This window comes from Bacillus sp. UNC438CL73TsuS30 (assembly GCF_000482325.1).
Classification (GTDB): Bacteria; Bacillota; Bacilli; order Bacillales; family Cytobacillaceae; genus Neobacillus.
In genome coordinates this window covers 1212800-1237136 of the sequence record NZ_KI535295.1, presented here as the reverse complement: position 1 = coordinate 1237136, position 24337 = coordinate 1212800, and the positions used below count along the sequence as shown (strand labels likewise).

The following is a 24337-nucleotide window of genomic DNA, read 5'->3' as shown; positions in this document are numbered from 1 at the left end:
TTTTAGGGCTTTATCATTTTATAGTAATCTGCAATTAACAAAGACTTACATTGATCTGCAGCCCTTTCAAAAAATTGGGTCACCCCTTCATCAGGTTCTGCCACCTGTTTAAAGGTGAAATGTTGTGTGACTGATTGAGAAAAATCAGTAGAATACTTTAATGAAACCTCATACCCATTCTCTTCTTTTAAAGCGGTAGCATGAACATCATAGGGATGTAGATGATAGGTTGAAAAGATTTCTACCATTTTGGTATATAGTGCTGGTGCCGCATAACGTAATAATTTTTCTTCAAGCAATATCTTCACCTTTTTCCATAACTTTCTTGTCGTAGCTTTCGTTATTTGTTAGTAGTTTATTCATTTCATCTTCATTATGGATGGAGTCCACGATAATTAAGGAATCAAGCAAAGAGATCATTCTGTCATCAATCTCATCCTGAATCAGCAGGTTCCTCATTTGTTCTACGATTCTACGCATAAGATCATGATCACGAGTGAGCTGGGTGATAAGCGGGCGTAAATAAGGCTTCTCCTCTGCCATTTCCTTATATAACCCTTCTTCTTCGGATTCTGCATGCTGTAATGTCCGCGATTCCCAATGTTCAATGGTTACCTCTGCAACTTTGAGGGCTTTTTCCTTTTGTTCCTCCTTAAGGCATTTATACAATAAAGTACGTAGTTCTTTTGCCTCATTTAATGCTGACTCATGAATGGAAGTATGGGCATCCTGTTTTCTTAAACTAGGTCCTGACAATTTGATTCATCCTTTCTTTTAGACATTCGATTCTTACCATTAGTAAGTTTTTCCAATCGATTTTTCTCTAATCATTCACCTCGGTAAATTTACCAATATAAAAAGGCACGAGTTTTTAGAAAACTCGTGCCTTTTTATCATTTTAGTCAACTTTACTTTTTTTCCATTACCGCAAAATAATTATTTTCACTATCGGCAAAATTGAATACTCTGCCTGTAGGCATATTTACAATTTCACCGACTGTAACGTTTTTATTTGTTAAGTCATTATGTAATTGAACGAAATTTTTCGTAAAAAACATCAAAGAAGGTGTTCCAAGATTTAATTCAGGCTGCATTTTAGCAATTAGTTCCTTATTGTGGAGAACAATACTCGTCTCTGCTTCCTTTGTCGGGGCGATTTCAATCCATCTCATCCCTTGACCGTTATCTTGCTCCGAAATGACAGTAAACCCTACCTTTTCTGTCCAAAAATTCACTGCCTCATCTTGATTATTTACATACAACATAATTTGACCGACGGTATTAATCAAAAAATCACTCCTCAATATCATTTAATCGAATTATATCACCTTTCTTAGATGGAAAAAAACTCTAAAATATTCTCATTCATCCAAATAGAATAGCGAGGACCTATATATCTCTAACTCATTATATTGTCAAACCATGATTAACCGGGATAATGACTTCAATAATGGTTCCCATATCATCGCTCCAAATATAAACGCTTCCATTATGATTTTCGATAATTTGCTTCGAAATCATAATACCGAGTCCTGTACCATTCTCTTTTGTTGTAAAAAATGGCTCTCCAATCCGTTTTAGAATATGATGCGGGATCCCCTTCCCGGTATCTTTAAAAAAGATTTTCACCTTTTTCTCACTATATTGTTTGATTTCAATTGTTATACTTCCGCCATCAGGCATTGCTTCAATCGCATTTTTTAAAAAATTAATAAAAACTTGTTTCAGCTGGTTTTTATCACAATTAATAGTTAGATCCTTACATTCATTCACGATTTCGATCAAAATATTATTCATGATGGCGTGCGTGTCTATTAATGTTTTGACATCATTGATTAATGTCTGGATATTTTCATTTTCAAATTTCAAATCTTGTGGTTTGGCAAGTACCAATAATTCGCTGAGGATTAGTTCAATTCTTTCCATCTCGGATTGAATAATTTCAAAGTAGGACTTATTCTTAACCTGCGCCTCCATTAGCTGGAGAAATCCTTTAATGGCAGTAAGAGGATTTCGAACCTCATGAGCGATTCCAGCAGCTAACTGTCCTGCAATCGTTAATTTTTCCGAATTACGTAAGAGTTCCTGTGTCTTTTTCTTTTCAGTAACATCCCGAATAATAATATGCTGAGCTGACTGATTTTGAAAAAAGGTAGGAATGCCTTTTACTTCACCATCAAAGGTACTTCCATCAAAACGGACGATTTGATAGGGTTTAAATTCAGTTCTATTCCCGTCCACAATACTTTTGATTCTATTTTTCGCTTCCTGATGGTCCCCTGGATGGATGAAGTCTAAGATGGATCTCGAAATGAAGTTCTCCTTGCGTTCAGGTCCTAATAAACCAATACCGGTTTCATTTATAAAAAGGATTTTCTCCTCCTTAGCAATAATCACCGCATCTGGAGAATGCTCTACTAAATCTCGAAAGGCTCTTTTCCTGCTCCATAATTCTTCTTCGGCCTGCTTTCTCTCCGTTATATCCCGGATCACACTGACGATTTCAATGATATTTTTTGTATCATGGTCCACGATGGGATTACAAATCGATTCAATCCAAACAAAACTACCGTCTTTTTTGACATACCGATATGAGTCTCTGCTATCTTCAAGCAATGTAAGTACTTTTTCACGTTCATTAAAAGCCTTTTCCTTGTCTTCAGGGTGTAACAATACCGAGAAATGTTGACCAATGATTTCATCCGCCTCATACCCAAGTATTTTTTCACAGGAAGGGGATACATAATGAATTTTTCCCATTATATTTGTAGTTAGGATGATATCTAGAACATGCTCAGTCAAGACACGGTGAAATGCTTCTATTCTTCTAACCTCAGATTTTTTCTTTTTTACTTGGGTAATATCTTTCACGGATGCACATACTCCAACCACTTTATCATCGGCAGATATAGGTATATTGGTTATATTTAAATCAATCAATTTCTCTTGTTTCGTTATCATTATACAATCAAAGTTTTGGACCTGACCGAATGAAGCTTTATGAAAATAGTGAAAAACCATATCCAAACTTTCAATCGGAAACAGCTTTTGCAGCTTCAATTAGATCGATTCTTCCGCTGTATAGAATGATAGTTTTTCAAAGGCAGGATTTACTTGGACAATATTGCCTTCTAAATCGAAAATGACAATTGCATCCTCATTCTCTTTAAACAAGGTTTGGTTACTGGTCATTCTTTCGGTTACATGGTTTATTAATAATTGCCTCTTTTCGCTTTTGATTGCTTCCATGGGACTGTTCATCTCTCTCTACCAGTTCCTTTCCCTGTTTTTAAATAAAAAAGCCAAGATGAGTAAAATCCCCATCTTGGCTTGTGTTTAGCTCTTTTGTCTAACTCACTTCCGCCTTTATGCTGTTGGTGATAAGATGAGCACGATGGCGCTCTTATCTAGATTAAAATCCCAATCCACAAAAATATCATTTACTTTTGTTTTGAGAATCGTTTCAAAATGATTGCTATTATGTAATAATCTTTTTTCAAGATTTCGTTTGGCCAGTCTTAAAGTTTCTGAACTCCCTAATCGAATTAATTCCCTTTCGATGGATACAAGGATCCCTTTTCGTATGATCACCAATGTTCTTTGGTTTAAAAGGAACGATTCCACTTCCTCCGGCTCTCTTTGAGCCTGAATACTGATTCTTATAATTTCTTCGTGAAGCTGCTCTTTTCCTACAAATAAATCAATAATGTTTTCACCAGGTTCTGTTGAAGAAGTATTTATGCCAATGAAGACACCACTTTTATTGTGAAGTCCCCAATCATAATAAAATTCCTTTATTTCCATCCCGGTTAAAATTTTAATATAGGCCTTAAATTCAGGAATGAGTGTTTGCATTAACATATCTCTTGTCTTTTGAACAATCGCTTCCTGATCTTGTGTTAACAAAACATTTTCAGATGGAGTAAGGAAGTTTCGTAAATAAACCGTCAAGATCGACTGATTGTAGGAAACAAATACCGATTCAGGTCCTTTTCCGAAATTTTCACGTAAAGTTCTTCCAATATAACTTGCCAACTCCATTTGTATCTGTTTGTTTTCCAAACCTGCTCATCCTTTATAAAGATAAAAGCTTTATTTCTTTTATCCTAATTTTTATTTTATATTTCCAAATCTTGAATTTCAATACTACTTAATTACTATATACTCATTTAAAAAAATTATTCAAGACAAACTCCTAGCTCATTTCTTCCTATGGACTGAAAAAACGGCTAATTCTCTAATTAGCCGTTTTTGTTATTTTGGATTAATCCGTAATGATCGTTAAATAACCGCATTAAAGAAGCAATATTCCCTGAGATAATCAGGTAATTGAAGCAACGATTCTAATTCAGCAAATGTCCCATTTGGGGTAATATCGATATCGACAATATTATAACTCCATTCAAACTTTGCCGGAATATGAATGGCATTAATACCCAGCTCAATCGCTGGCATTATATCAGTTTTCAGCGAATTCCCAATCATCCAAGTGGTTCTCTTATCAGATTTAATTTTGTTTAACACCTTCAGTAGCGTCTCCGTGTTTTTCTGTTCAAAAATAAAGATACCGCTTGAAAAATAGGGTTCCAAATCTAATTGAGTAATTTTTCTGCTTTGATTGGTTACGTCTCCTCCCGTAAATAAAAACAGTTGGTGGCCGTCTTTTAGAAGCTGGTCAAGGACCTCATACATATAAGGAAATGGCTGCGCCTTCTGTTGAAACACATTTTGGCCAATCTTCCGAACACGATCTTCATCCTTATTTCTAATTTTTCTTTTGTATTTTCTGCAAAAATACCAGTAGGTTCTTACAAGCGATTCAGGAAAAACAGATGAATGCAACCCCTGCATTTCCACACATTTCAAATCGATTTCTAATTGTTTCTGTATGATTTCTTCATGTGTTGGAACATCAAACCATCCCTTCAACAAATTCGAAAAACTGTTTCTTGCTGCTTGAAAGTATTTGTGGCAGTGAATTAATGTGTCGTCTAAATCCATTATTAAAGTTTGTTGTTTCATACGAACACTTCCTCCCTTTAATAGTGGTTAGAGTAATTATATGGGTGTGCTAAGGTTTCATGATTGAACAGCATTTCCCTTTTTCAGAATAGTACTTGTGTAGTAGGAATCTACTTATTTTGGATTAGACCAAACTATTAAATTGTCAAGAGCAACTTTAGTGCATAAGGCTATTTATTTTTACAAATAAATATTCAATTCGACATAACCAGACAAAAATCAATACAATTTATTGAATATTAAAAAAACGTGTCGGAATATTTTGCTTGTATCTCGCATTCATTTATCGAAGAATATGGAGTATTGAGACAGTTTAAGGAGGATATTGGTATATTATGATAAAAATTGGAATTATAGATGATAATGTATATTTAACTGAGGTACTTGAAAGTTATATATCGACCTTGAATGACATAGAGGTCATTGGAATCGCTCATAACGGGTTGGATGGAATGAAGTTAATAAAAAGCGAACAACCAAATCTTGTCATTTTAGATTTAATTATGCCGCATTCAGATGGATTTTCTCTGTTGGAGCAAATCTATGAAGGAAACATTGAAACAAAAGTTTTAATGTTAACCGCCTTTGGAAGAGATGACATTATAAAAAGAGCGAATGAATTGGGGGCTTCTTATTTTCTATTAAAACCTTTCGAATTATCTCATTTATCGGATACAATAAGAACCATTTGTTCAAAAAAGGATTTATTTCAAGCGCCAAAGGTTGACAAGTTGACCAACGTTCGCAAGGAAAGAAGTATAGAAATTAGGATTTCCGAAGTTTTACATAAATTAGGTATACCAGCCAACCTTAAAGGGTACATGTTTTTGAGAGAAGCGATTAAAATGGTTTACAGTAATCTGGAATCTCTCTCAGGGGTTACGAAGATTATTTATCCAAGTATAGCTAAAAAATTTCACACGACCTCAAGCCGTGTTGAAAGAGCGATTAGACATTCGATTGAGGTTGGATGGAATCGAGGTAGTATTGAACAATTAGATTCTGTATTCGGTAATATGGTAAATCCGTTAAGAGGAAAACCGACAAATGGTGAATTTATTGCTCTGATTGCTGATCATTTAAGATTGCAAAAAGCTTCCTAGGGGATATTAGTGTTGTTCAAACTTTTTTGCCTAGCTAATATTCCATGTTTTCATAAAACAAAAACCAGCGAACCATAAAGTTTGAACAACTATTTTTATTATCTATAATTATTTTAAAATAATACCTCCTTCGTCCATTTAGAATGTTTCACCAAAAAGAGAAAGGCCTAACTTTCCTGCCTAACCCTTTTTTGCAATATACCCCTTATTGCTGTCCCCACGATTAAGCCAGGAATTACACATAGTATGGGTAACCAAACGGGCCCTAGTAATGTCCCAAATAATTTAAAGTTTGATGAATAAATACACCCTACCGTTACAAAATATGCTGTCATTACAAATGGAAAAAACGAATGTTCTTTCGTTCCTCCCCCTGCATCTTTAAAGGAATCCCACATTGCAAACAAGTACAGGCAGGGGTAAAACATCAACCACTGGTAATTAGCTTGTGCAATTGCATTTTCAATCTCACCATGAAAACTTAATCGAATGATTTCGTTAAAATGAGCCTTAACATTAACGATAATTTCTAAAGTAATAAATAGGATTCCTTTTAGATATTTTCCATTATTTAACTGCCCAAAGCCTGGGAAGGCAATACTCCAAAATACCGCTTCTTTCGGATTCGTCACATTCTTCTAACCCCTTGCAATTTCTTTTCGATTTTGTGCTGAGGGTGGTTTTTCAAGCCAGCCATTTTTGATATTACTATTTGTTATTACAATCTCCTTAACCTCCTAAAATATGTAAAATAAACAAATGAATAATAATCTTAATCGATAAAGGTTGGATAGAATCACCCAAAAGCATATGACATAATTTAATTCAAGAAAAAAAGGCCAATACAGGCCTTTTTCTAATTTGAATTCCTATAGGCGTTTAATTAATAAAAGCAAACTGCTCCAATTATGATTAAAAGAATAAACAATACAACGATTAAAGCAAAGCCGCCGCCTGCTCCAAAACCACCATATCCATAACCGCCGCAGCCCCCAAATCCACCGTAACCATACATATTTATTCCACCTTTCTTAAATTTTTATTTTTTAATAAAAACCGCCGTATCCTCCGCCGATAAACGACGCTCCAATAATAATAAGAAGGATAAACAATACAACGATCAATGCGAAACCTCCACCAGCTCCTGCACCATCCATTCCTAAGACCTCCCTTCTTTAACTCCATATATACTATGCAAACGTCCTGATTTCGGCAGGGCTTGTTTAGTTTGGCGATTCCCTCAGGCAAGACTTCTCATTATTTAAATAAAAAAAACGGGGATATCCCCGCTTTTTCGATCATTAAAATTTAGTATGATAGTTTTCGATTTCCCATGTGTGGACGGCGGTGCGATAGCTATCCCATTCGGTTTTTTTCATAGAGACATATTCGTTGTAGACATGTTCGCCTAGGGTATTAGCGGCAATTTCGCCAGCTTCTAATGCACTGACCGCTTCTGCCAAGCTGCCAGGAAGGCTGTCAATTCCCTTGAACGCTCTAGTTTCTTCATCCATATGGAAAATATCTTCATTAATTGGAGCAGGTACTTCTAATTCCTTCTCTACCCCGTCTAACCCTGCAGAAGCAATCACCGCAAATGTTAGGTAGGGGTTGGAAGATGGATCTGGACAACGTAATTCTACCCGTGTGGCCAGACCTCTTTTAGCCGGGATTCGAATCAGAGCTGAACGGTTAGAAGTAGACCAGGCGATATAACAAGGTGCTTCATAACCCGGAACCAAACGCTTGTAGGAGTTCACAAGCGGGTTCGTCACGGCAGTAAAACTTTTCACGTTTTCTAAAATACCTGCAATAAATTGGTACGCTTTTTCTGATAATTGTAACTCATCCGTCTCATCATAGAAGGCATTCCCATTTTCATCAAATAGAGACATATTGACATGCATTCCAGAACCGTTTATTCCAAAAACTGGTTTCGGCATAAAGGTAGCGTGTAGACCAAATTTCTTCGCCACTGTTTTTACTACCCATTTGTATGTAGTGGAAAGGTCTGCAGCCGTTAAAATATCCGCATATTTAAAATTGATCTCATGCTGCCCTTCCGCCACTTCATGGTGAGAAGCCTCAATCGTAAAACCCATCGCTTTTAAGGCACGGTAGATTTCTAAACGAACGCGCTCGCCAAGATCGTGTGGAGATGGCTCAAAATAGCCTGCTTTATCCCCAAGTTCTTGGGTAGCATACCCGTTTTCATCTGTTTTAAAAAGGAAAAATTCTAATTCCGGTCCTACTGAAATCGTGTACCCTTTTTCAGCTGCACGATCAACAGTTTTCTGCAAAACATTTCTTGTATCTCCCTCATATGGCGTTCCATCTGGATTCTTTACCGAGCATAAGAAACGAGCTTCTGAATACCCCTCTTCAACTGTCCAAGGTAGAACTGCAAATGTATTTAGATCTGGCTGAAGATAAAGGTCGGATTTATTAATCGGTGAAAAACCTTTAATCGAAGATCCATCAAACATCATTTTTCCTTCAACTACATCCTCGAGTTGTTCTGTTGTTACGGTTACATGCTTTAAAATCCCTTCGATATCGACAAATTGTAAGTGTAAAAGTTCAACAGATTTTTTTAAAATGGTTTCTTTTATTTGTTCAAGAGTTGTACCCGCAGTAGTTGTTTTTGAAATAAGCGTTTCAGTCATGTCACATTTCCCCTCATTCTCACGTTATATTTCCTCACATTTAATATTTTTGATTATAGTGAAAAAATCATTCTTTGACAATCTATTTTTGAATATCTTTTGAATATTTATGATATTTTTTTAGAAAGCGTTTTCATTTATAGTGATTAATTAAGGATTTTCAACCTTTGTTTTTAATTAATATTTTAATAAATATACAATTACATGTATCTAAATCATTGTAGTCTTAATTTCCTCATACTCGTAATATCTTATTTAAGGACTCTTTTTCCGTAACTGTTGTGTAATCATCATTATTCAAAAAATAGGGGGTTTCCAATGAAGGCAATCGTTTATGACCAATACGGTCCGCCTGATGTCCTTAAAGTAACGGAAGTGGATAAACAAATTCCTAAGGAGAATGAGGTACTGGTAAAAATTCATGCAACATCCGTTAATTTTGGAAACTTGGTTCTTTTAACAGGCGAACCTTTCTTAGCCCGCTTTGCCTTTGGTCTATTAAAACCAAAATATCCCATACCTGGAGGTGACATAGCAGGAAGGGTTGAAGCAGTTGGAAAAAACGTTAAGCAGTTTCAGCCTGGTGATGATGTATTCGGAGACTTATCCGGTTGTGGCTGGGGTGGCTTTGCAGAATATGCAGCGATCCCCGAACAGGCAATTGCATTAAAACCAACCAATTTATCCTTTGAAGAAGCTGCTGCGGTCCCAATGGCCGGTGTAACAGCTCTTCAGGCTATAAGGAATAAAGGTAAATTACAGACAGGACAAAAGGTATTGATAAATGGGGCCTCCGGTGGTGTCGGAACTTTCGCGGTACAGATCGCCAAAGCATATGGGGCTGAGGTCACGGGTGTGTGCAGTACGAAAAATTTAGAAATTTTACGTTCGCTTGGGGCGGACCATGTAATTGATTATAAAAAGGAGGATTTCACCAAAAGCAATCATCTTTATGACCTAATTTTGGGTGTGAACGGATCTCATCCAATAACTGCGTATAAGCGAGTCTTAACTCCAAATGGTATTTTTGTACATGTAGGTGGTTCAGGTGCTCAAATGTTTCAAGCCATGGTACTAGGACCTTGGATTTCCATGCTTGGTAAAAAGAAAATGAGTACCTTCTTACAGAGGGCTAATCAACAAGATTTGATTTATTTAAAAGAACTTCTTGAAACTGGCCAAGTTAAACCTGTTCTTGATCGGTGCTATAAATTCAATGAAGTTCATAAGGCTTTCAGGTATTTTGCAGAAGGGCATGCTCAAGGAAAAATTGTCCTTACTGTATAAATTAAAGGTAGTTTCATTTATAAAAAATTCACACTGCAAATTCATTTGTAGTGTTTTTGTGTTTTTAACCTAAGCACTATCAAAGCTTTGATACCTTCCCCCTTTTCGACCCCCTAATTCTCCGGTTCCTCATTTTTCTTCTATTGAATGGTCATAATAAGGGAATTAGTTCTTCATATATAGGGATCAGATTGGAGGGAGATACTTTGAATCATACCTGGCTTTCTTTGTTACCATTTATTATCGTCATTTCCATGTCCATTTGGCTAAAAAACATCCTGCCAGGTCTTATTCTCGGTTTGCTAGTGGGGTCATTGATTTTTAAAGCTGATTTATTAGCTGGAGTCTATCAAACGGTATCTTATATTGTGACAACCTTATCCGCTGGAAATAATATTAAAATCATTGGATTTCTATATTTATTTGGCGGATTGGTTGGCATGATGAACATTTCTGGAGGCATTAAAGGCTTTTCAGAGTGGGTTGGGAATAAAATTCAAACAGAGCGCGGACTACTGGGACTGATTTGGTTTACCCTCCTTTTCACGTTTATGATGCCGATGTTTCGGATTATGATGATTGGTCCGATTGTTAAATCCCTGATTAAAAAAATGAATTTACCAAAGCAAAAGGTCGGACTAACGATGGATATTTCAACAGAGTCAGTGATTGTCCTTTTACCGGTTGCTACGGCATTTGTTGGCTTCATGGTGTCATTAGTGGAAGGCAATATAGGTAAGCTCCATTTAGGGATATCCGCTTATCATGTCTTCTTACTAAGTATTTTGTTTAATTTTTTTGCGATTGTAATGTTAGTCATCGGGCTTGTCCTAACCTTCTGGACTAGAGCGACCAAAACATCTCTTCTCACCCTAAAACAAGAACCGTTAGACGAGGAAGAGAATGACCTGCACCGGAGTGGAATTAAAAGAGAATTATCGATGGTAAAAGCTCAACCATGGAATTTGATTTTCCCCGTCTTTTTACTTCTCGGATTATCATTATTTCTATTGTGGCAAAATGGCAGAGCTAAAGGAGCTCATTCAATTTTTGAAGCTTTTTCGATGGCCGATGCGACCTTTGTAATGCTATTAGCCGTTTTCATCACCCTTGTGTTATCCTTTGTTTTTTACATAGTGAGACGACAGAAATTGGACGAAATCTTGTACCATTTTTTTGATGGGGGAAACCAAATGATGGAGGCCATCACATTGCTTGTCCTCATCTGGTCATTAACCTTATTGGCGGAAGATCTTGGTTTTTCAAAATTTATTAGTTCCACTTTAGGCTCATTCCTTCCCGCCTTTTTAACCCCGGTTACGATCTTTGTGCTGGGTTCGATTGTCGGTTACTTTATTGGTTCTTCTTGGGGAACATGGGGATTATTTATGCCTCTAGGGATGTCATTAGCGGTTTCAACCGGGGCTTCTATCCCATTAACCGTAGGTGCTGTTTTTGCAAGTGGAGCTTTTGGCGCTTTAACTTCACCATTAGGTGATACCACCATTACAACCGCTACGATTTTAGATCTATCCCTTGTTGACTATGCCCGCTTTAAATTAAAAGTTGCGGCGATTGGCGGAATGATTTCAATTGTTTTATATACGATTGGCGGGTTCTTTGTTTCTTGAACCGTTTTTTGTGAGCAAATTTTAAGGAATTAGCTAGCTTAAAATGTTGGTTATGTTGGAAAATGTTAGTATCTCACAAAAATATGACAAAATTCTTGTAACATTACTGTAATAATGACAAGTTGCATTTAAAGCACATCCTATTGGGCTTTTTCTAGATAATATTCCTTAAAAACACTATATTTCAGATTATTCTGCCAATTTAGAAATACTATCGCAATATACTTGCCATGCTTGTAATGGTTTTAACATCCTCCTGTTCTTTTTATCAGCAAAATTCATGTTAAGCTTATGAAAACTTAGCGGACAAAGAACACGGAGGGTAAAAAAATGCTAAACAAAATTAAAACATTTATGGCAGCTGTTGTACTCTCAGGTACTGTGAGTGCTAATGTACATGCTGCAACGATTACTGTACAAGAAGGAGATACACTTTCAAATCTAGCAAGTGTAAATCATACCAAAGTAGAAAACATCCGAATGTTGAATCATCTAACTTCAGATCTTATTTTTCCAGGTGAAAGATTAGAGATCGCACCTGAAAAACATTATATCGTAAAACAAGATGAAACCTTATTGGATATTGCCAAAAGGCATCATGTAAGTGTTTCACAAATTAAAGAATGGAATCATTTAATTTCGGACCTTATCCACCCTGGATTAGATTTAATCATCTTTGAGGATGTTTCTGAAACCAAATCAAAAAAGCAAGAAGCATCTGAAGTGACGAAACAAGATCAAGTGGATTCAAAAGATAAAGCAACATCACATCCTAAGAAACAGGCTGCTAAGCAAATTACCGTGAAGGCCACGGCTTATACGGCTTCATGTGAAGGATGTTCTGGAATCACAAAAACTGGAGTTAACATTAAAGCAAACCCGAATGCAAAAGTCATCGCAGTGGATCCAAATGTTATCCCTTTGGGTAGTAAGGTTTATGTTGAGGGGTTCGGTGAAGCGACAGCTGCCGATACGGGAAGTGCCATTAAAGGAAATCGGATTGATGTCTTTATTCCTTCAGAAGCAGATGCTATTGATTTTGGCGTAAAACAACTAAAAGTAACTATATTAAACTAGTAACGCAAAGGGCTTCTCCATTTTATTTTGGGGAAGCCCTACCTATGTGCCCCTGTTAGCAAAGCTAACTTAGTAATATTTTTCTACAAATTCCAAGGTTTTTTAGTTATTAGCTGTCGTCAGATGCAAGATCATCGCCTTTCAAAAAGAAATCTGCTGAGATATGTAGATAAGTTTTTTAAGGTATTAGCAGGAAAAACGGTGACCTTTCCCAAAATAATAGAAAAGACAAAAATGATGTCTATTGAAAAAGTTGAAAGGATGGTCGATGTCCGTGACAAAAGATTACACCCTACAACAACTCGCAGAAGGTTTACCAAAATCCCTATTAAATGCATCTGACAAAGAATTGGAAGGATTTCAACTAATTATTGATGAAACAATTAGATTGAGAGAAGGCCATCGGAATTTACAAAAATTGATTAAAACCTTTGCTACCTCACAAATTCAGCGCACATAATCCTGCCATGTAGAAGGTGAAATCACCTTCTTATTGAAACATTGGTATGAAAAAAGAACAGCTCTCGATTTAAGAGCTGTTCCCATTTTTGTCCAAATGATTTACCTTTCTATGATTCGCTGATAATAGGATCTCCTGGCAAAAAAAATTCTCTTTACTTTAGATGATTTCTTAACCCTACTTTTTCCTCCCGTATCCCCTCGACCACGAGTTTAGCGATCTCCTTCGCACCTTTATCCTGAAAATGAGTATTGTCCTGTACACCTCTCGGAAAATTAGGGTTCGTTCCTGGGTCTATCCACATAAAAAGATCTTTAGTTTTTTCTGGTCCGAGCTGTTGAAAAAGCTTCCTACTTTTCGCCGTTAAATCAATGACCGGAACATGCTCTTCGTGTCCCAACGCTCTCATCGCCGAAGGATACCTCCCGTGCGTATTCAAAGCACCGCCATCTGAGGAAAAACGTCTTCTTTCCACAGGAGTGATCAGCACTGGGTTTGCGCCCTTTTGACGAGCACCTCTAATATATTGCTTTAAATAGCTTTTATATGTAGTAGAAGGTTTCGTATAACGGGTCGGATCCTTGAATTTTTCGTCATTGTGGCCGAATTGAATGAAAAGGTAATCCCCCTTATGAATTTGTTTTAAGATTCCAGCTAATCTGCCTTCTATGATAAAACTTTTTGAACTTCTGCCAGGTACTGCTCTGTTCTTAATTCGAACCCTATCGTCAAAAAAAGACGGTAGCACCTGTCCCCAACCCGTCCGCGGTGCCATATTGTCAGGATAGTTGGAAACTGTAGAGTCTCCTGCTAGATACACGGTGATTTCCTTATCCTGCTGATTTGAGACTTTTGATAATTTTCCAAACACATTTGATGTAATGAATAATGTCATTATAACCACTATAAGTAGTGTGCTAACTACCATAGAATCCTTTTTTCGTTTATTATCCAAAGCTTTCCCCTCCCTTTACCTACTCATTGTAATTTATAATTTTACCACCATGGTGAATTTCCAAAACATTTTGTTCATTTTTAATTAAAAAAAGGTATCAGCCACCATTTGGTCGCCTGATACCTAAAATTATTTCTGATTTATTTACTTTTTACGCTTGTTAAAAAACGCAGGTATTCTCCCCATTTTTGACTGTTCCATCGGCTTCTATCCGGCTTCATGACAATCTTCTGAAACAAACCAGGATGGGCTTATCACACTAAAGAAGGAATTATTTATTAAGCTTTTTGTAATTTTTATGATTAACCACAGTTAATACTGGCTCTCCTGCCTTGGTCTTCATTCCCAGTTCCACAATAACTGAGTTATCGCGAACTTGTATAACTTTTGCCTTTTTCCCTTTGTATTCTCCGGTTTTAATCTCAACCAATTCATCTAACTGTACATTTGCAATGCTGTCTTTTTCCTTCCCGTTCTCATTTGTTGATTTTTCTTCTGCCATATTTTGTACCTCCACTTTGGTTTCATTTTTAGTATTACCAAGATATGGACACAACATTTAGTCTTTATAAAAAATTACTTTATCTTCAAAATTTCCATTTCAATGACCCGTTTCAAATATTCATATTCTTTTTGCTCGAGTATGTCGATTTCTTGGTTAGTAGCCTTTAGAATTTGATCTCGGCATTTGGCAATTCTTTGAATCATCGGGAAAATGGTTAGACTTGAAAGGTTCACAAAGTCATATAAATCAGTCAAACAAACAGGCAGTTTGTAGCCTTTATTGCTGCTCGCGATTAATAACCCGTGATCACGCAGCTTCGAGACGATGTTGGAGCGAAAATTATGCGGGTTCAACTCGATATTGCGTATAGCATTGAGATTATTTAATATTTCCTGTGTGTAAACATATTCATCTGGATTTTCTTTTAGATTAAACAGTAAAAACTTTAAAAAATCAATGCGTAGTTTTTCATCCTCATCGTCACTTTTTCGATACTTATCAATGTATTGATAAGTTAAATTGACTGCCTGTTTGATGATTACCTCGTCATTCTTAATGTCAGCAGAATCTACCTTGTAGTCATAGAGAAAATTCCGATAGTCATGGGGCCATAAATTGATTCGGACAATTTGAGGTTTGATGATTTTATAAAATGTTTGATAATATTTTGAAAGATTTTTCTCATACCCTATTGCCAGTGTTCGTGCAGTATATTCCGCCAATTGGATAAGAATATCTGATTTCGTGTTATTGAATCCGAAGCTTGAATAATTAAAGAGATCAGGTATACATTCTTGTTTTACATAGTTGATAAACGCATTCATAAACTCTTTCGGTTCCTGGTCGTCCGAAATAATATCAAGCTTTTCAAATGTATTCGATAAATCTTCGAGGACCTTGCGTGTTAAATATTTGATAAATGTATGTTTATAGGTGACTCCACTGTTTTCTCTTATTTTCTGCTTGTCGATTACATATGCATATATTTTAAAAGGTAATTCCTTCATTTCATTCAAAATTTGCAACATACGTTCTGGTTGATTTTTAATATAACTAAAATGTTTGTCTTCATTTTGAATATATTTTTGCCATATCCTTTCAATTTCTCCTTCTAACCCTTCTTTATCGGAATCTTTTACTAGAATAGCCGTAATGATAAAGTGGGTTGAGACGTCACTGTTGTCAAAATCAAAACTATAATCACCATACTCATTGAAAAATGCATATTGGATATCGTTCAACTTCCCCACCTCAATTGTCGATTAATTATTATCTAAATAGTTCGACAAACGGAAAGTAAACCCTCTAAAAGTTATTTTTTTCCTTAAACAAATAAAGAAAATTCGGGTGGTGCCAGGCACAACCCGAATTTTCTTGTTTCACATAATGTTCCACGGGATTATAATGATTTAACCATGTTATACCACGTAACTCCGGCATGCTGGGAGTCCGAGGTTCCTAGGTTTCGGTATCCATGATTTTGATAGAAGCCGATTAGTTCTTCTTTACAGGTAAGGGTAATGGTTTCGCGATTTTTTTCCTTTGCGGCTTTTTCAATATGAGAAAGGAGTGACGCTGCCACACCACGTGTTTGAAAATGTGGGGTTACCGCTATCCCAAGGATACTTTGATGTCCCCCCGTTTCTGGGTTTTCCTTTAAATCCTTAAATAAGTCATCCGTAATGAAGGGAGTTTTAATAACCGGTCCATTTACAAAACCGATGATTACCCCATTTTCTTCCGCAACAAAAAAACTATCAGGGATAACTTCAATCCTCATTTCAAAAGCTTCCTTTGTCGCCGCCTCTTCTTGAGGAAAACAAAGCTGTTCAATGATTACAATATCTGATAGGTCCTGCTCTTTTACGTTTCGAATATTCAACATGCCTAATCTTCCCTCCATCATCAATCTATTTTAGTTTAACACATGGAAGATAATATTTTCTTAAGAATGTCGAAAAATTGAAAAGTATTTATACAAAATTAGGACATTAGAAATGATAAATATTAAAATCTAGTAAAAGAAAACATTTTTAAAAGTTGACAAAATGATTTGACATATCCGACCAGCGTGTTAATATAATAACAGCAGGAAAACATTACAAATGAATAATTAAAGCTATTCCGCTAGAGGTGCCTTTTTAAAGGGCTGAGATTGAAGTGCTACTTCGGGACTCTATGAACCTGATCTGGTTAATACCAGCGTAGGGAAGTGGAAAATAGGATATTTGAGTAACCAAAAGATTGTTTATTTCAAATTTTCAAAAACCACTTCCTTACAAATTGGAAGTGGTTTTTTTCTTTTTAACAGAATCTTCTAAAGGGGTGACTAATATTTCAAAGGAATTCCATCTTATTTCAAATGGTCAAATGTCTATTGAGCAATTTGCTGAAATTGCTACAGATATCCATCCATACATAACAGCGATTCACCTGCGAGAAAAAATAAAAACAGCCAGAGAACTTTTTGATGCTGTGGAATTTTTAACAAAGAAAAACATCCCTTTAACCAAAATTATTCTTAATGATCGTGTCGATGTTGCCATTGTTACAAATGCCTCAGGCGTTCAATTAGCTTATCACAGTTTAGAGGCAGACATCGTTAAAAAAAATTTCCCACAACTTCGGGTAGGAAGCTCCATCCACTCTTATGAGGATGGACTAAAGGTGATAGATCGTGCTGATTACGTGTTGTTCGGCCACGTCTTCCCTTCTCATTCAAAACCTGGAAGATGCCCTAAAGGTCTTGAGGAATTAAAAAAGGTATCTCAATTAAACATCCCGGTTATTGCAATTGGCGGCATCACACCTGAAAATACTTATCAAGTTCTTCAGGCAGGTGCAACCGGTATTGCTGTCATATCGGGAGTGTTAGATGCAAAGGATCCAGTAGCAGCGGTAAAGTCATACGCAAATGAACTAAAAAATGGAGATGAATCAATTGTGTCATTCATATGATGTTGCCATCATCGGCGGAGGAATTAACGGTGCTTCCATCGCCTATCAGCTTTCCAAGTTGGGTAAAAAAGTCATTATTTTAGAAAAAGAACAATTGGCTTGCCAGGCTTCGAGTGCGGCCGCGGGGATGCTCGCAGCCCAAGCGGAAATCGAACAAGAAGGTCCCCTCTTCCAGCTGGCAATTAAAAGTCAGTCCATGTTTCCAGAGCTTTCGAACGAGTTATTCGAGCTTACAGGGGTCGATATTGAGTTCGTCCAAAAAGGAATGTTAAAAGTCGCCGAAACGGATGAAATTGCAACCGAGTTGAAAAATCAGGTTATTTTCCAACAAAATTGGGATTCCAAAATCCAATGGCTCGACTCATTGGAAATAAGCGAAATGGAACCAGCTATTTCACCAAGTGTTGCCGGTGGGATGTATCTCCCAAATGACGGTCATGTAAAGCCGGAAAAATTAACTCAGGGTTTTGCAAAAGCAGCCATCCACTATGGAGCAGAAATTCATGAAAATACCGAGGTCCTCTCTTTTCTTTTTGAAAACGGGCAGGTCAAAGGGGTTAAAACTTCAAATGGTCTCGTACATAGTGAACAAGTGATCGTGGCAACCGGTGCTTGGGCTGGCAGATTCATGCAGGAATCCGGCTTGGACCTTCCTGTGTTCCCTGTTAAAGGTGAATGTTTTTCTATTAAAACGGATGTACCATTCATTAATCGGACGATTTTTTCCGATAAACGCTGTTATCTCGTCCCAAAACAAAATGGGGAGATTTATATTGGCGCAACAATGGTAGAAGATACTTTTGATGACAAGGTCACTCCTCAAGGAATTGCAACATTAATTGAAAGAGCAACCCATCTTGTTCCTAAAATTAAGGGTGCAGCATGGGAGCGGGTTTGGTGTGGAATCCGGCCACAAACAGGTGATGGACTTCCTTATATAGGCGAGCATCCGGAATGGAAGGGTTTATTTGTCGCGACCGGGCATTTTCGGAATGGAATCCTGTTAAGTCCGATTACAGGAAAACTTGTTGCTGACTTACTAGTTGGTAATCAGGATTCTCTTCTTTCCGCGTTTCAGTTGGAACGGCACAATGAAACGGTAATTTGAGGTCGGAACGGAATATTGCGTTCCGACCTCAAAGATACATTACCCTTTTAAAATTTCTAGCAATCTTTCACGAAAATTGCCAGCAAATAGTCCGCCATGATAACAAATAACTTTTTCAATGTCATAGCCTAAAAGATTATCAAGTGATTTTATTGCCATTTCATTATCTAAGGCGTATTTCGGATCAGCCGGATATAATTGTCCTTTTTCAACAATTAATGCATCACCGGCAATTAAGGTTTTGCTTGCTCGATGGTAAAAACTCAAATGACCCGGGGTATGTCCAGCCGTGTCGATGGCAATCACTCCACTACAGTAAGGTAATTCCTGACCACCTTCAATTACATGGTCTACTTTTGCCTTTGGTGGATTTTCTAATCGAGACTTAAAAGCGCGGCGAAAGTCTTCTGGAACTTCAGGCGGAAGCGATTCCAAGGCTTTCGTAATGGATTCAGGGGTAATCCTTAGAATCATTTTTTCACCTTGAATAAACGGCTTTTCTAACTCACTCGCATAAACATCTATTTTTTCCGGGGATTCTTCCAGGATGGTTGGTAAACTGCCGATATGATCGATATCTTGATGAGTGATGAGGATTTTCGTCAGTCGTTCAAATAAAACGCCTGCTTTTTCAATCCCAACACGCAAATCATTCAAGTTGCCGGGATAACCTGTGTCAATTAAAAGTAGGTCCTCTTCATCCCAAATGATGGCTGGGTGGATGACATTTACCTCACCAGTAGAGTTGATGGAGATTTCTAACATGTGAATACCATTTTTCTTAAACATTGGATCCCTCCAGAGAAAATTAATCATCACTGCGAATCCAATATTACATCTTTAAAAAAGTTTTATCAATACACAAATATTTTATCATAACATATAAAAATTTTTCTGTCAAGATATTTATCAAGACAAAGGAGGCTTTACATGAAGCTTTTGTTAAATGGCGAAAGAGTTGTACTCCCCGATGATATTGTGTTTGTTTCGGATGTCCTTAATCACTATGAGGTTCACAATAAAGTGGTAGTCGTGGAACTCAATGGTAAGATTTTAACCAAAATGGAACACCAGAGTACTAGAATATCAGATAAAGATAAAATTGAAATTGTTCATTTTGTAGGAGGCGGTTGATATGTTAAAAATTGGTCCATTATCTTTTCAATCTCGTTTATTACTTGGAACGGGAAAATATCCAAGCTTTGAAATCCAGAAGGAAGCAGTTGAAGTTTCCGAAGCAGAAATTCTTACCTTTGCTGTTAGAAGAATGAATATATTTGAAGCCGGCCAGCCGAATTTTTTAGAGCAGCTTGATCCTTCTAAATATACACTCCTCCCTAATACAGCAGGGGCAAAAACGGCCGAAGAGGCGGTCCGAATTGCGAAACTAGCGAAAGCATCCGGCTTGTGCGACATGATTAAAGTCGAGGTGATTGGCTGCGATCAAACCTTGCTCCCTGACCCTGTTGAAACATTACGTGCGACCGAGGAATTGGTGAAGGAAGGATTTATCGTTCTCCCATATACCTCCGATGATGTTGTGTTAGCAAGAAAACTTCAAGAACTTGGATGCCATGCGATTATGCCGGGAGCTTCACCAATCGGATCCGGTCAGGGAATTATCAACCCGGTAAACCTTAGTTTTATAATCGAACAAGCAGTGGTCCCGGTCATTGTCGATGCCGGAATTGGCTCTCCTGCTGATGCGGCTTTGGCAATGGAACTTGGGGCGGATGGTGTGCTATTAAATACCGCTGTATCTGCAGCTAAGGATCCTGTGAAAATGGCAAAGGCTATGAATCTAGCGATTGAGGCTGGGCGCTTAGGGTATGAGGCCGGACGTATTGAGAAAAAGCGATATGCGACGGCCAGCAGCCCTAAGGAAGGAATGAGCATCGGGTGAACGATCGGTACTCACGCCAGGAGCTTTTTGCGCCGATTGGAAAAGACGGTCAGCAGCAAATTTCTTCTAAACATATATTAGTTATCGGTGCCGGTGCGCTCGGTTCGGGGAGCGCCGAGGCTCTAGTTCGCTCCGGAATCGGGAAATTAACGATTGTTGATCGCGATTATGTCGAGTGGTCCAATTTGCAGCGGCAACAGTTATATACCGAAGAAGATGCGAAAAGCCGTACACCAAAAGCGATTGCGGCTAAAAATCGCTTGAACGCGATTAATTCTTTTGTATCTGTAGAAGCCCTAGTTGCGGATGCCTCTGTTATAGAGATCGAGGAATGGGCTCGGAAAGTGGATCTGATCATCGATGCCACCGATAATTTTGAAACACGAATGATTTTAAATGACGTCTCGCAGAAGTATGGGGTTCCTTGGATTTATGGTGCCTGCGTGGGAAGTTACGGCATTTCTTATACGATTGTTCCTGAACGGACGCCTTGTCTTTCTTGTTTACTAGAAACGGTTCCTTTAGGAGGAATGACCTGTGATACAGCTGGCATTATTAGTCCAGCTGTGAACATGGTGGTTTCTTATCAAATCAGTGAAGCTTTAAAAATATTGGTCGGCGATTTGGATTCATTGCGCAACAAACTCGTATCGTTTGATGTTTGGAAAAACCAATATAGTGCTATTTCTGTAGATCCATTGAAGAATGCTGATTGTCCTTCGTGCGGTGTTGGGCGCTCTTATCCGTTTTTGTCATTTGAAAATCAAACGAAGACAGCGGTACTTTGTGGAAGGGATTCGGTACAGATTCGCCCCTCCTCTCCTGTTGTGCGTGATTTGGAGGCTTTGGAGAAGGTATTGGTGAATCAAGGAGGAATGGTACAGCGGAATCCTTATCTATTGTCTTATAGTGTAGATTCTTTTAGAATGGTTGTTTTTAAAGATGGTAGAGTGATTGTGCATGGGACGAAGGATGTTGCGGAAGCTAAGGTTTTTTATCATAGATATTTAGGTTAATTTAACCGCTGAAGGACAGTTATTTGTTAATCTAGTAGATTCTGTCCTTTAGCAGTTTTTTTTAAAGTCTCGTTCCCGTACAGCGAACAATCCCTTTATTCTATCTTTACTTTTCCACCGTCTCAATCTCAAATCCTAAATCCTGTAACATTTTATAATCCTCATTCTCTTCTTGCCCGGCTGTCGTTAAATAATCACCAACAAAGATCGAGTTCGCCGCATATAGCCCTAACGGCTGCAAAGACCTTAGATTGACCTCTCGTCCCCCCGAGATTCGAATCTCTTTCGTTGGATTAATAAAACGAAATAACGCCAGTACTTTTAAACAATAAAGCGGTGTTAACTCATTTACTCCTTGTAGAGGTGTACCATCAATCGCATGTAAAAAATTAACAGGAACAGAATCCGCATCAAGTGCCTTCAGGCTATTCGCCATATCAACAACGTCCTGCTTCGTTTCTTTCATCCCGACAATGACACCCGAGCATGGTGACATCCCCGATTCTTTTACCAGCTCCACTGTATTAACTCGATCATCATATGTATGTGAAGTCGTTATGTTTGTATGATTCCTAGCAGATGTATTGATATTATGATTATAACGGTCAACCCCAGCTTCCTTTAGACGCTGTGCTTGATTCGGTTTCAAAAGCCCCAGGCAGGCACAAACTTTTAACCCGTATGTATCTTTAATTTCCTTAACGGCTTCTACCACATGATCTAGATCCTTATTGGACGGTCCCCGGCCGCTTGCCACAATACAGTATGTTCCTACGTTTAAATCATAGGCACGCTTTGCTCCCTCAAGAATCGTATCTTTATCTACCATTCTATAAGAATTGATCGGTGCCGTGGATATAGAAGATTGCGAGCAGTACCCACAGTTTTCCGGGCATAATCCTGATTTCGTATTGATAATCATATTTAGTTTTACCTTTTTCCCAAAGTACCGCTTTCTAATTTGAAATGCCGCGTGCATCAGCAATAAAACATCATCATCAGAACATTCCAAGATTGATAGAGCCTCCTCATTCGTGACCGCCCTACCCCCTATTACCCCATTTGCAAGCTCCAACCATTTACTCATTTTCTTTCCTCCTCCGCTTATATATGTTAACTTAATTTAATAATAGGTTAACATATATAATGTTAAAATTCTCCATCTATTTTGTCAATAGGCACTCAACACCATTTAAGAGGTTTAATTAAGGAAGTTTTTATCTCAGAATGGTTGGTACACAATCTTTGAACACACAAAAAACCCTGACCAACTCAGTCAGGGGGTTGAAATTGGTGACAGGCACCACCCGAATTTCCTTGTTTCACAAAGTGTTCCACGCATTACATGGACAGGTGATTGGTTTTTTCCTGGTTTCTTTTTACGAGTAAAAAATAAACGAGCACTGCCCCACAACCGGCACAGACGATGACGATGCCCATTGGAATGGCTGTATGTCCTCCTCCAATTCCAACTAAGGGGGCAACGATTCCACCGAAGGCTAATGAAATGACCCCAAGCAACGCAGATGCACTTCCTGCATTGTTTCCCTGCGATTGCATTGCAAGTGAAAATCCTGCTGTACTTACCATCCCCACACTCGACACAACAAAAAATAAAGGAATCAAAATGAATATTAATTTTGCGTGTGCCAGTAATAGAAGAAGGAGAACAATCCCCCCTATTGAAGATGTACACAGACCAAATGCAAGCAGTTTTGATTCATGAATTCTTCCTGCCAATCTCCCCGCCGTCTGACTATTAATCATGATTCCCACCGCATTAATGGCGAAAATAAGACTGAACATTTGCGGTGAAGCGCCATAAATATTTTGTACCACAAACGGAGACCCCGAAATATAGGCAAACATAGCAGCAAAAACCAATCCCTGTGCTAATGCATAACCCATAAAGCGCCGATCTAAAATAAGTTTAACAAAGGTGTGATACGTGTTTTTCACACCACCGGAGGAGCGCTTTTCCTCCTGAAGAGTTTCCGGCAATCCAAAAAGAACAACAAAAAACATCACAATACCAATTCCACTTAAAACAATAAATACTCCCTGCCATGGAACGAATTTTAGAAATTGCGCCCCCACCACTGGAGCAAGAATCGGAGCGAGGCCGTTTACCAACGCAAGGAGCGCAAAAAACTTTGTTAATTCGCTGCCAGTGTATAAATCACGGACAATCGCCCTTGAAATCACAATTCCTGCAGAACCCGCCAAGCCTTGTATAAGCCGTAAGATAATTAATCCCCAAATAGATGGGCTAAATACACATAGTAGAGACGCGATAAAATACATGATTAATCCAAATAAAAGAGGTTTTCGCCGTCCAGTTATGTCACTTATTGGTCCTGCGAGCAGCTGACCGGCTGCTAGACCAATCACAAAAAAGCTTAAGCTAAGCTGAACTAGCGATGCATTTGATTGAAAATCCTTTGCGATGTCCGGTAGGGCAGGTAAATACATATCAATCGATAATGGGCCAAATGCGGCGAGCGAACCGAGCACAATCGCCATCCATACCCTTTTAGACCGTGAAATCCCCTCCTGTTTATTCAATGAATCATCCATATTTTAGATCATCCTTCCGCATTTTCAGTTATATAAGGTTTTCCTACCTATTATTACGCCTTCCTAAAC

The 24337-nt window shown here is 37.9% G+C and carries 28 protein-coding genes and 1 riboswitch; of the genes, 10 read left to right on the top strand and 18 right to left on the bottom strand.

What is annotated here, in order from left to right; translation table 11 throughout:
- Window positions 1–2: 2 nt before the first annotated feature.
- From M028_RS0119920 to M028_RS0119890, 7 genes are all read right to left on the bottom strand, one after another.
- A complete protein-coding gene (locus M028_RS0119920; RefSeq protein ID WP_026575445.1) occupies window positions 3–308 on the bottom strand; it encodes a hypothetical protein in 306 nt (101 codons plus the stop codon).
- Window positions 292–756: a hemerythrin domain-containing protein gene (locus tag M028_RS30490; protein ID WP_051591112.1), complete on the bottom strand. Its 465-nt coding sequence runs from the start codon at window positions 754–756 to the stop codon at window positions 292–294. The genes M028_RS0119920 and M028_RS30490 overlap by 17 nt, the downstream gene beginning before the upstream one ends.
- A 152-nt stretch (window positions 757–908) precedes the next feature.
- Window positions 909–1289 (bottom strand): VOC family protein, encoded by a 381-nt coding sequence (locus M028_RS0119910; protein ID WP_026575444.1) that lies wholly within the window; start codon window positions 1287–1289, stop codon window positions 909–911.
- 118 nt (window positions 1290–1407) lie between these two features.
- Window positions 1408–3060 carry a PAS domain S-box protein gene (locus tag M028_RS30485; RefSeq protein WP_051591111.1) on the bottom strand — a complete coding sequence of 551 codons (1653 nt, stop codon included), beginning with the start codon at window positions 3058–3060 and terminating at the stop codon, window positions 1408–1410.
- Window positions 3061–3261 carry a PAS domain S-box protein gene (locus M028_RS0119900; RefSeq protein WP_026575443.1) on the bottom strand — a complete coding sequence of 67 codons (201 nt, stop codon included), beginning with the start codon at window positions 3259–3261 and terminating at the stop codon, window positions 3061–3063.
- A gap of 105 nt (window positions 3262–3366) precedes the next feature.
- Window positions 3367–4062, bottom strand: a complete 696-nt coding sequence (locus M028_RS0119895; protein WP_026575442.1) for a Na-translocating system protein MpsC family protein — start codon at window positions 4060–4062, stop codon at window positions 3367–3369.
- Window positions 4063–4281: 219 nt separating this feature from the next.
- Window positions 4282–5022 (bottom strand): HAD family hydrolase, encoded by a 741-nt coding sequence (locus M028_RS0119890; RefSeq protein ID WP_026575441.1) that lies wholly within the window; start codon window positions 5020–5022, stop codon window positions 4282–4284.
- Between the two features lie 335 nt (window positions 5023–5357).
- On the opposite strand from M028_RS0119890, the gene spo0A reads away from it, so the two are divergent.
- Window positions 5358–6125, top strand: coding sequence for a sporulation transcription factor Spo0A (spo0A, locus tag M028_RS0119885; protein ID WP_026575440.1), 768 nt, complete (start codon window positions 5358–5360; stop codon window positions 6123–6125).
- Between the two features lie 167 nt (window positions 6126–6292).
- On the opposite strand, the gene M028_RS0119880 is transcribed toward spo0A, so the two are convergent.
- The 4 genes from M028_RS0119880 to glnA all read right to left on the bottom strand — a co-directional run bounded on the left by M028_RS0119880 (window position 6293) and on the right by glnA (window position 8791).
- A complete protein-coding gene (locus M028_RS0119880) occupies window positions 6293–6757 on the bottom strand; it encodes a hypothetical protein (RefSeq protein WP_026575439.1) in 465 nt (154 codons plus the stop codon).
- Window positions 6758–7008: 251 nt separating this feature from the next.
- Window positions 7009–7140: a YjcZ family sporulation protein gene (locus M028_RS32210; protein ID WP_081810793.1), complete on the bottom strand. Its 132-nt coding sequence runs from the start codon at window positions 7138–7140 to the stop codon at window positions 7009–7011.
- Between the two features lie 31 nt (window positions 7141–7171).
- Complete coding sequence (locus tag M028_RS32205) at window positions 7172–7282, bottom strand: YjcZ family sporulation protein (RefSeq protein WP_081810792.1); 111 nt, start codon at window positions 7280–7282, stop codon at window positions 7172–7174.
- Between the two features lie 144 nt (window positions 7283–7426).
- Entirely contained in the window at window positions 7427–8791 is a 1365-nt protein-coding gene (gene glnA / locus M028_RS0119865; protein ID WP_026575438.1) for a type I glutamate--ammonia ligase, read from the bottom strand.
- A 318-nt stretch (window positions 8792–9109) separates the two neighbouring features.
- On the opposite strand from glnA, the gene M028_RS0119860 reads away from it, so the two are divergent.
- From M028_RS0119860 to M028_RS0119845, 4 genes are all read left to right on the top strand, one after another.
- Entirely contained in the window at window positions 9110–10078 is a 969-nt protein-coding gene (locus tag M028_RS0119860; RefSeq protein WP_026575437.1) for an NAD(P)-dependent alcohol dehydrogenase, read from the top strand.
- A 206-nt stretch (window positions 10079–10284) separates the two neighbouring features.
- Complete coding sequence (locus tag M028_RS0119855; protein ID WP_026575436.1) at window positions 10285–11709, top strand: Na+/H+ antiporter NhaC family protein; 1425 nt, start codon at window positions 10285–10287, stop codon at window positions 11707–11709.
- Between the two features lie 330 nt (window positions 11710–12039).
- Window positions 12040–12786, top strand: coding sequence for a LysM peptidoglycan-binding and 3D domain-containing protein (locus M028_RS0119850; RefSeq protein ID WP_026575435.1), 747 nt, complete (start codon window positions 12040–12042; stop codon window positions 12784–12786).
- Between the two features lie 268 nt (window positions 12787–13054).
- Window positions 13055–13246: a hypothetical protein gene (locus M028_RS0119845; RefSeq protein WP_026575434.1), complete on the top strand. Its 192-nt coding sequence runs from the start codon at window positions 13055–13057 to the stop codon at window positions 13244–13246.
- Between the two features lie 154 nt (window positions 13247–13400).
- Here the strand turns inward: M028_RS0119845 and M028_RS0119840 are convergent, their stop codons facing one another.
- The 4 genes from M028_RS0119840 to M028_RS0119825 all read right to left on the bottom strand — a co-directional run bounded on the left by M028_RS0119840 (window position 13401) and on the right by M028_RS0119825 (window position 16591).
- Entirely contained in the window at window positions 13401–14201 is an 801-nt protein-coding gene (locus M028_RS0119840; RefSeq protein ID WP_026575433.1) for a rhamnogalacturonan acetylesterase, read from the bottom strand.
- A gap of 271 nt (window positions 14202–14472) precedes the next feature.
- Complete coding sequence (locus M028_RS0119835; RefSeq protein WP_026575432.1) at window positions 14473–14703, bottom strand: DUF2187 family protein; 231 nt, start codon at window positions 14701–14703, stop codon at window positions 14473–14475.
- Between the two features lie 74 nt (window positions 14704–14777).
- Entirely contained in the window at window positions 14778–15947 is a 1170-nt protein-coding gene (locus M028_RS0119830) for a hypothetical protein (protein WP_026575431.1), read from the bottom strand.
- A 158-nt stretch (window positions 15948–16105) separates the two neighbouring features.
- A complete protein-coding gene (locus tag M028_RS0119825) occupies window positions 16106–16591 on the bottom strand; it encodes a GNAT family N-acetyltransferase (protein WP_026575430.1) in 486 nt (161 codons plus the stop codon).
- A gap of 234 nt (window positions 16592–16825) precedes the next feature.
- Window positions 16826–16934, top strand: a riboswitch (TPP riboswitch).
- Between the two features lie 16 nt (window positions 16935–16950).
- Here M028_RS0119825 and M028_RS0119820 point away from each other — a divergent pair.
- A complete protein-coding gene (locus tag M028_RS0119820) occupies window positions 16951–17664 on the top strand; it encodes a thiamine phosphate synthase (RefSeq protein WP_231510843.1) in 714 nt (237 codons plus the stop codon).
- A complete protein-coding gene (gene thiO, locus M028_RS0119815; RefSeq protein WP_026575428.1) occupies window positions 17648–18772 on the top strand; it encodes a glycine oxidase ThiO in 1125 nt (374 codons plus the stop codon). Before M028_RS0119820 ends, thiO begins: the two co-directional genes overlap by 17 nt.
- Window positions 18773–18811: 39 nt before the next feature.
- On the opposite strand, the gene M028_RS0119810 is transcribed toward thiO, so the two are convergent.
- Window positions 18812–19561, bottom strand: coding sequence for an MBL fold metallo-hydrolase (locus M028_RS0119810; protein ID WP_026575427.1), 750 nt, complete (start codon window positions 19559–19561; stop codon window positions 18812–18814).
- 141 nt (window positions 19562–19702) lie between these two features.
- On the opposite strand from M028_RS0119810, the gene thiS reads away from it, so the two are divergent.
- From thiS to M028_RS0119795, 3 genes are read left to right on the top strand one after another with little or no spacing between them, the layout of a single operon-like run.
- A complete protein-coding gene (thiS, locus tag M028_RS0119805) occupies window positions 19703–19906 on the top strand; it encodes a sulfur carrier protein ThiS (RefSeq protein ID WP_026575426.1) in 204 nt (67 codons plus the stop codon).
- 1 nt (window position 19907) lies between these two features.
- On the top strand, window positions 19908–20675 hold the full coding sequence (locus M028_RS0119800) for a thiazole synthase (RefSeq protein ID WP_026575425.1): 768 nt from the start codon (window positions 19908–19910) through the stop codon (window positions 20673–20675).
- Window positions 20672–21691, top strand: a complete 1020-nt coding sequence (locus tag M028_RS0119795; protein WP_026575424.1) for a thiazole biosynthesis adenylyltransferase ThiF — start codon at window positions 20672–20674, stop codon at window positions 21689–21691. Before M028_RS0119800 ends, M028_RS0119795 begins: the two co-directional genes overlap by 4 nt.
- 106 nt (window positions 21692–21797) lie before the next feature.
- On the opposite strand, the gene bioB is transcribed toward M028_RS0119795, so the two are convergent.
- Window positions 21798–22778 (bottom strand): biotin synthase BioB, encoded by a 981-nt coding sequence (gene bioB / locus M028_RS0119790; protein WP_026575423.1) that lies wholly within the window; start codon window positions 22776–22778, stop codon window positions 21798–21800.
- 254 nt (window positions 22779–23032) lie between these two features.
- On the bottom strand, window positions 23033–24268 hold the full coding sequence (locus M028_RS0119785; protein WP_026575422.1) for a multidrug effflux MFS transporter: 1236 nt from the start codon (window positions 24266–24268) through the stop codon (window positions 23033–23035).
- Window positions 24269–24337 lie beyond the last annotated feature (69 nt).

Excerpts from the sequence above, each read along its gene's own strand:
- M028_RS0119785 (WP_026575422.1), bottom strand. The coding sequence starts at position 24,268 with ATGGATGATTCATTGAATAAACAGGAGGGGATTTCACGGTCTAAAAGG.
- M028_RS0119810 (WP_026575427.1), bottom strand. The coding sequence starts at position 19,561 with ATGTTTAAGAAAAATGGTATTCACATGTTAGAAATCTCCATCAACTCT.
- M028_RS32205 (WP_081810792.1), bottom strand. The coding sequence starts at position 7,282 with ATGGATGGTGCAGGAGCTGGTGGAGGTTTCGCATTGATCGTTGTATTG.
- glnA (WP_026575438.1), bottom strand. The coding sequence starts at position 8,791 with ATGACTGAAACGCTTATTTCAAAAACAACTACTGCGGGTACAACTCTT.
- M028_RS0119800 (WP_026575425.1), top strand. The coding sequence starts at position 19,908 with ATGTTAAAAATTGGTCCATTATCTTTTCAATCTCGTTTATTACTTGGA.
- M028_RS0119825 (WP_026575430.1), bottom strand. The coding sequence starts at position 16,591 with ATGTTGAATATTCGAAACGTAAAAGAGCAGGACCTATCAGATATTGTA.
- M028_RS0119890 (WP_026575441.1), bottom strand. The coding sequence starts at position 5,022 with ATGAAACAACAAACTTTAATAATGGATTTAGACGACACATTAATTCAC.
- M028_RS0119845 (WP_026575434.1), top strand. The coding sequence starts at position 13,055 with ATGTCCGTGACAAAAGATTACACCCTACAACAACTCGCAGAAGGTTTA.
- M028_RS0119835 (WP_026575432.1), bottom strand. The coding sequence starts at position 14,703 with ATGGCAGAAGAAAAATCAACAAATGAGAACGGGAAGGAAAAAGACAGC.
- M028_RS0119900 (WP_026575443.1), bottom strand. The coding sequence starts at position 3,261 with ATGAACAGTCCCATGGAAGCAATCAAAAGCGAAAAGAGGCAATTATTA.
- bioB (WP_026575423.1), bottom strand. The coding sequence starts at position 22,778 with ATGAGTAAATGGTTGGAGCTTGCAAATGGGGTAATAGGGGGTAGGGCG.
- M028_RS0119850 (WP_026575435.1), top strand. The coding sequence starts at position 12,040 with ATGCTAAACAAAATTAAAACATTTATGGCAGCTGTTGTACTCTCAGGT.
- M028_RS32210 (WP_081810793.1), bottom strand. The coding sequence starts at position 7,140 with ATGTATGGTTACGGTGGATTTGGGGGCTGCGGCGGTTATGGATATGGT.
- thiS (WP_026575426.1), top strand. The coding sequence starts at position 19,703 with ATGAAGCTTTTGTTAAATGGCGAAAGAGTTGTACTCCCCGATGATATT.
- spo0A (WP_026575440.1), top strand. The coding sequence starts at position 5,358 with ATGATAAAAATTGGAATTATAGATGATAATGTATATTTAACTGAGGTA.
- M028_RS0119860 (WP_026575437.1), top strand. The coding sequence starts at position 9,110 with ATGAAGGCAATCGTTTATGACCAATACGGTCCGCCTGATGTCCTTAAA.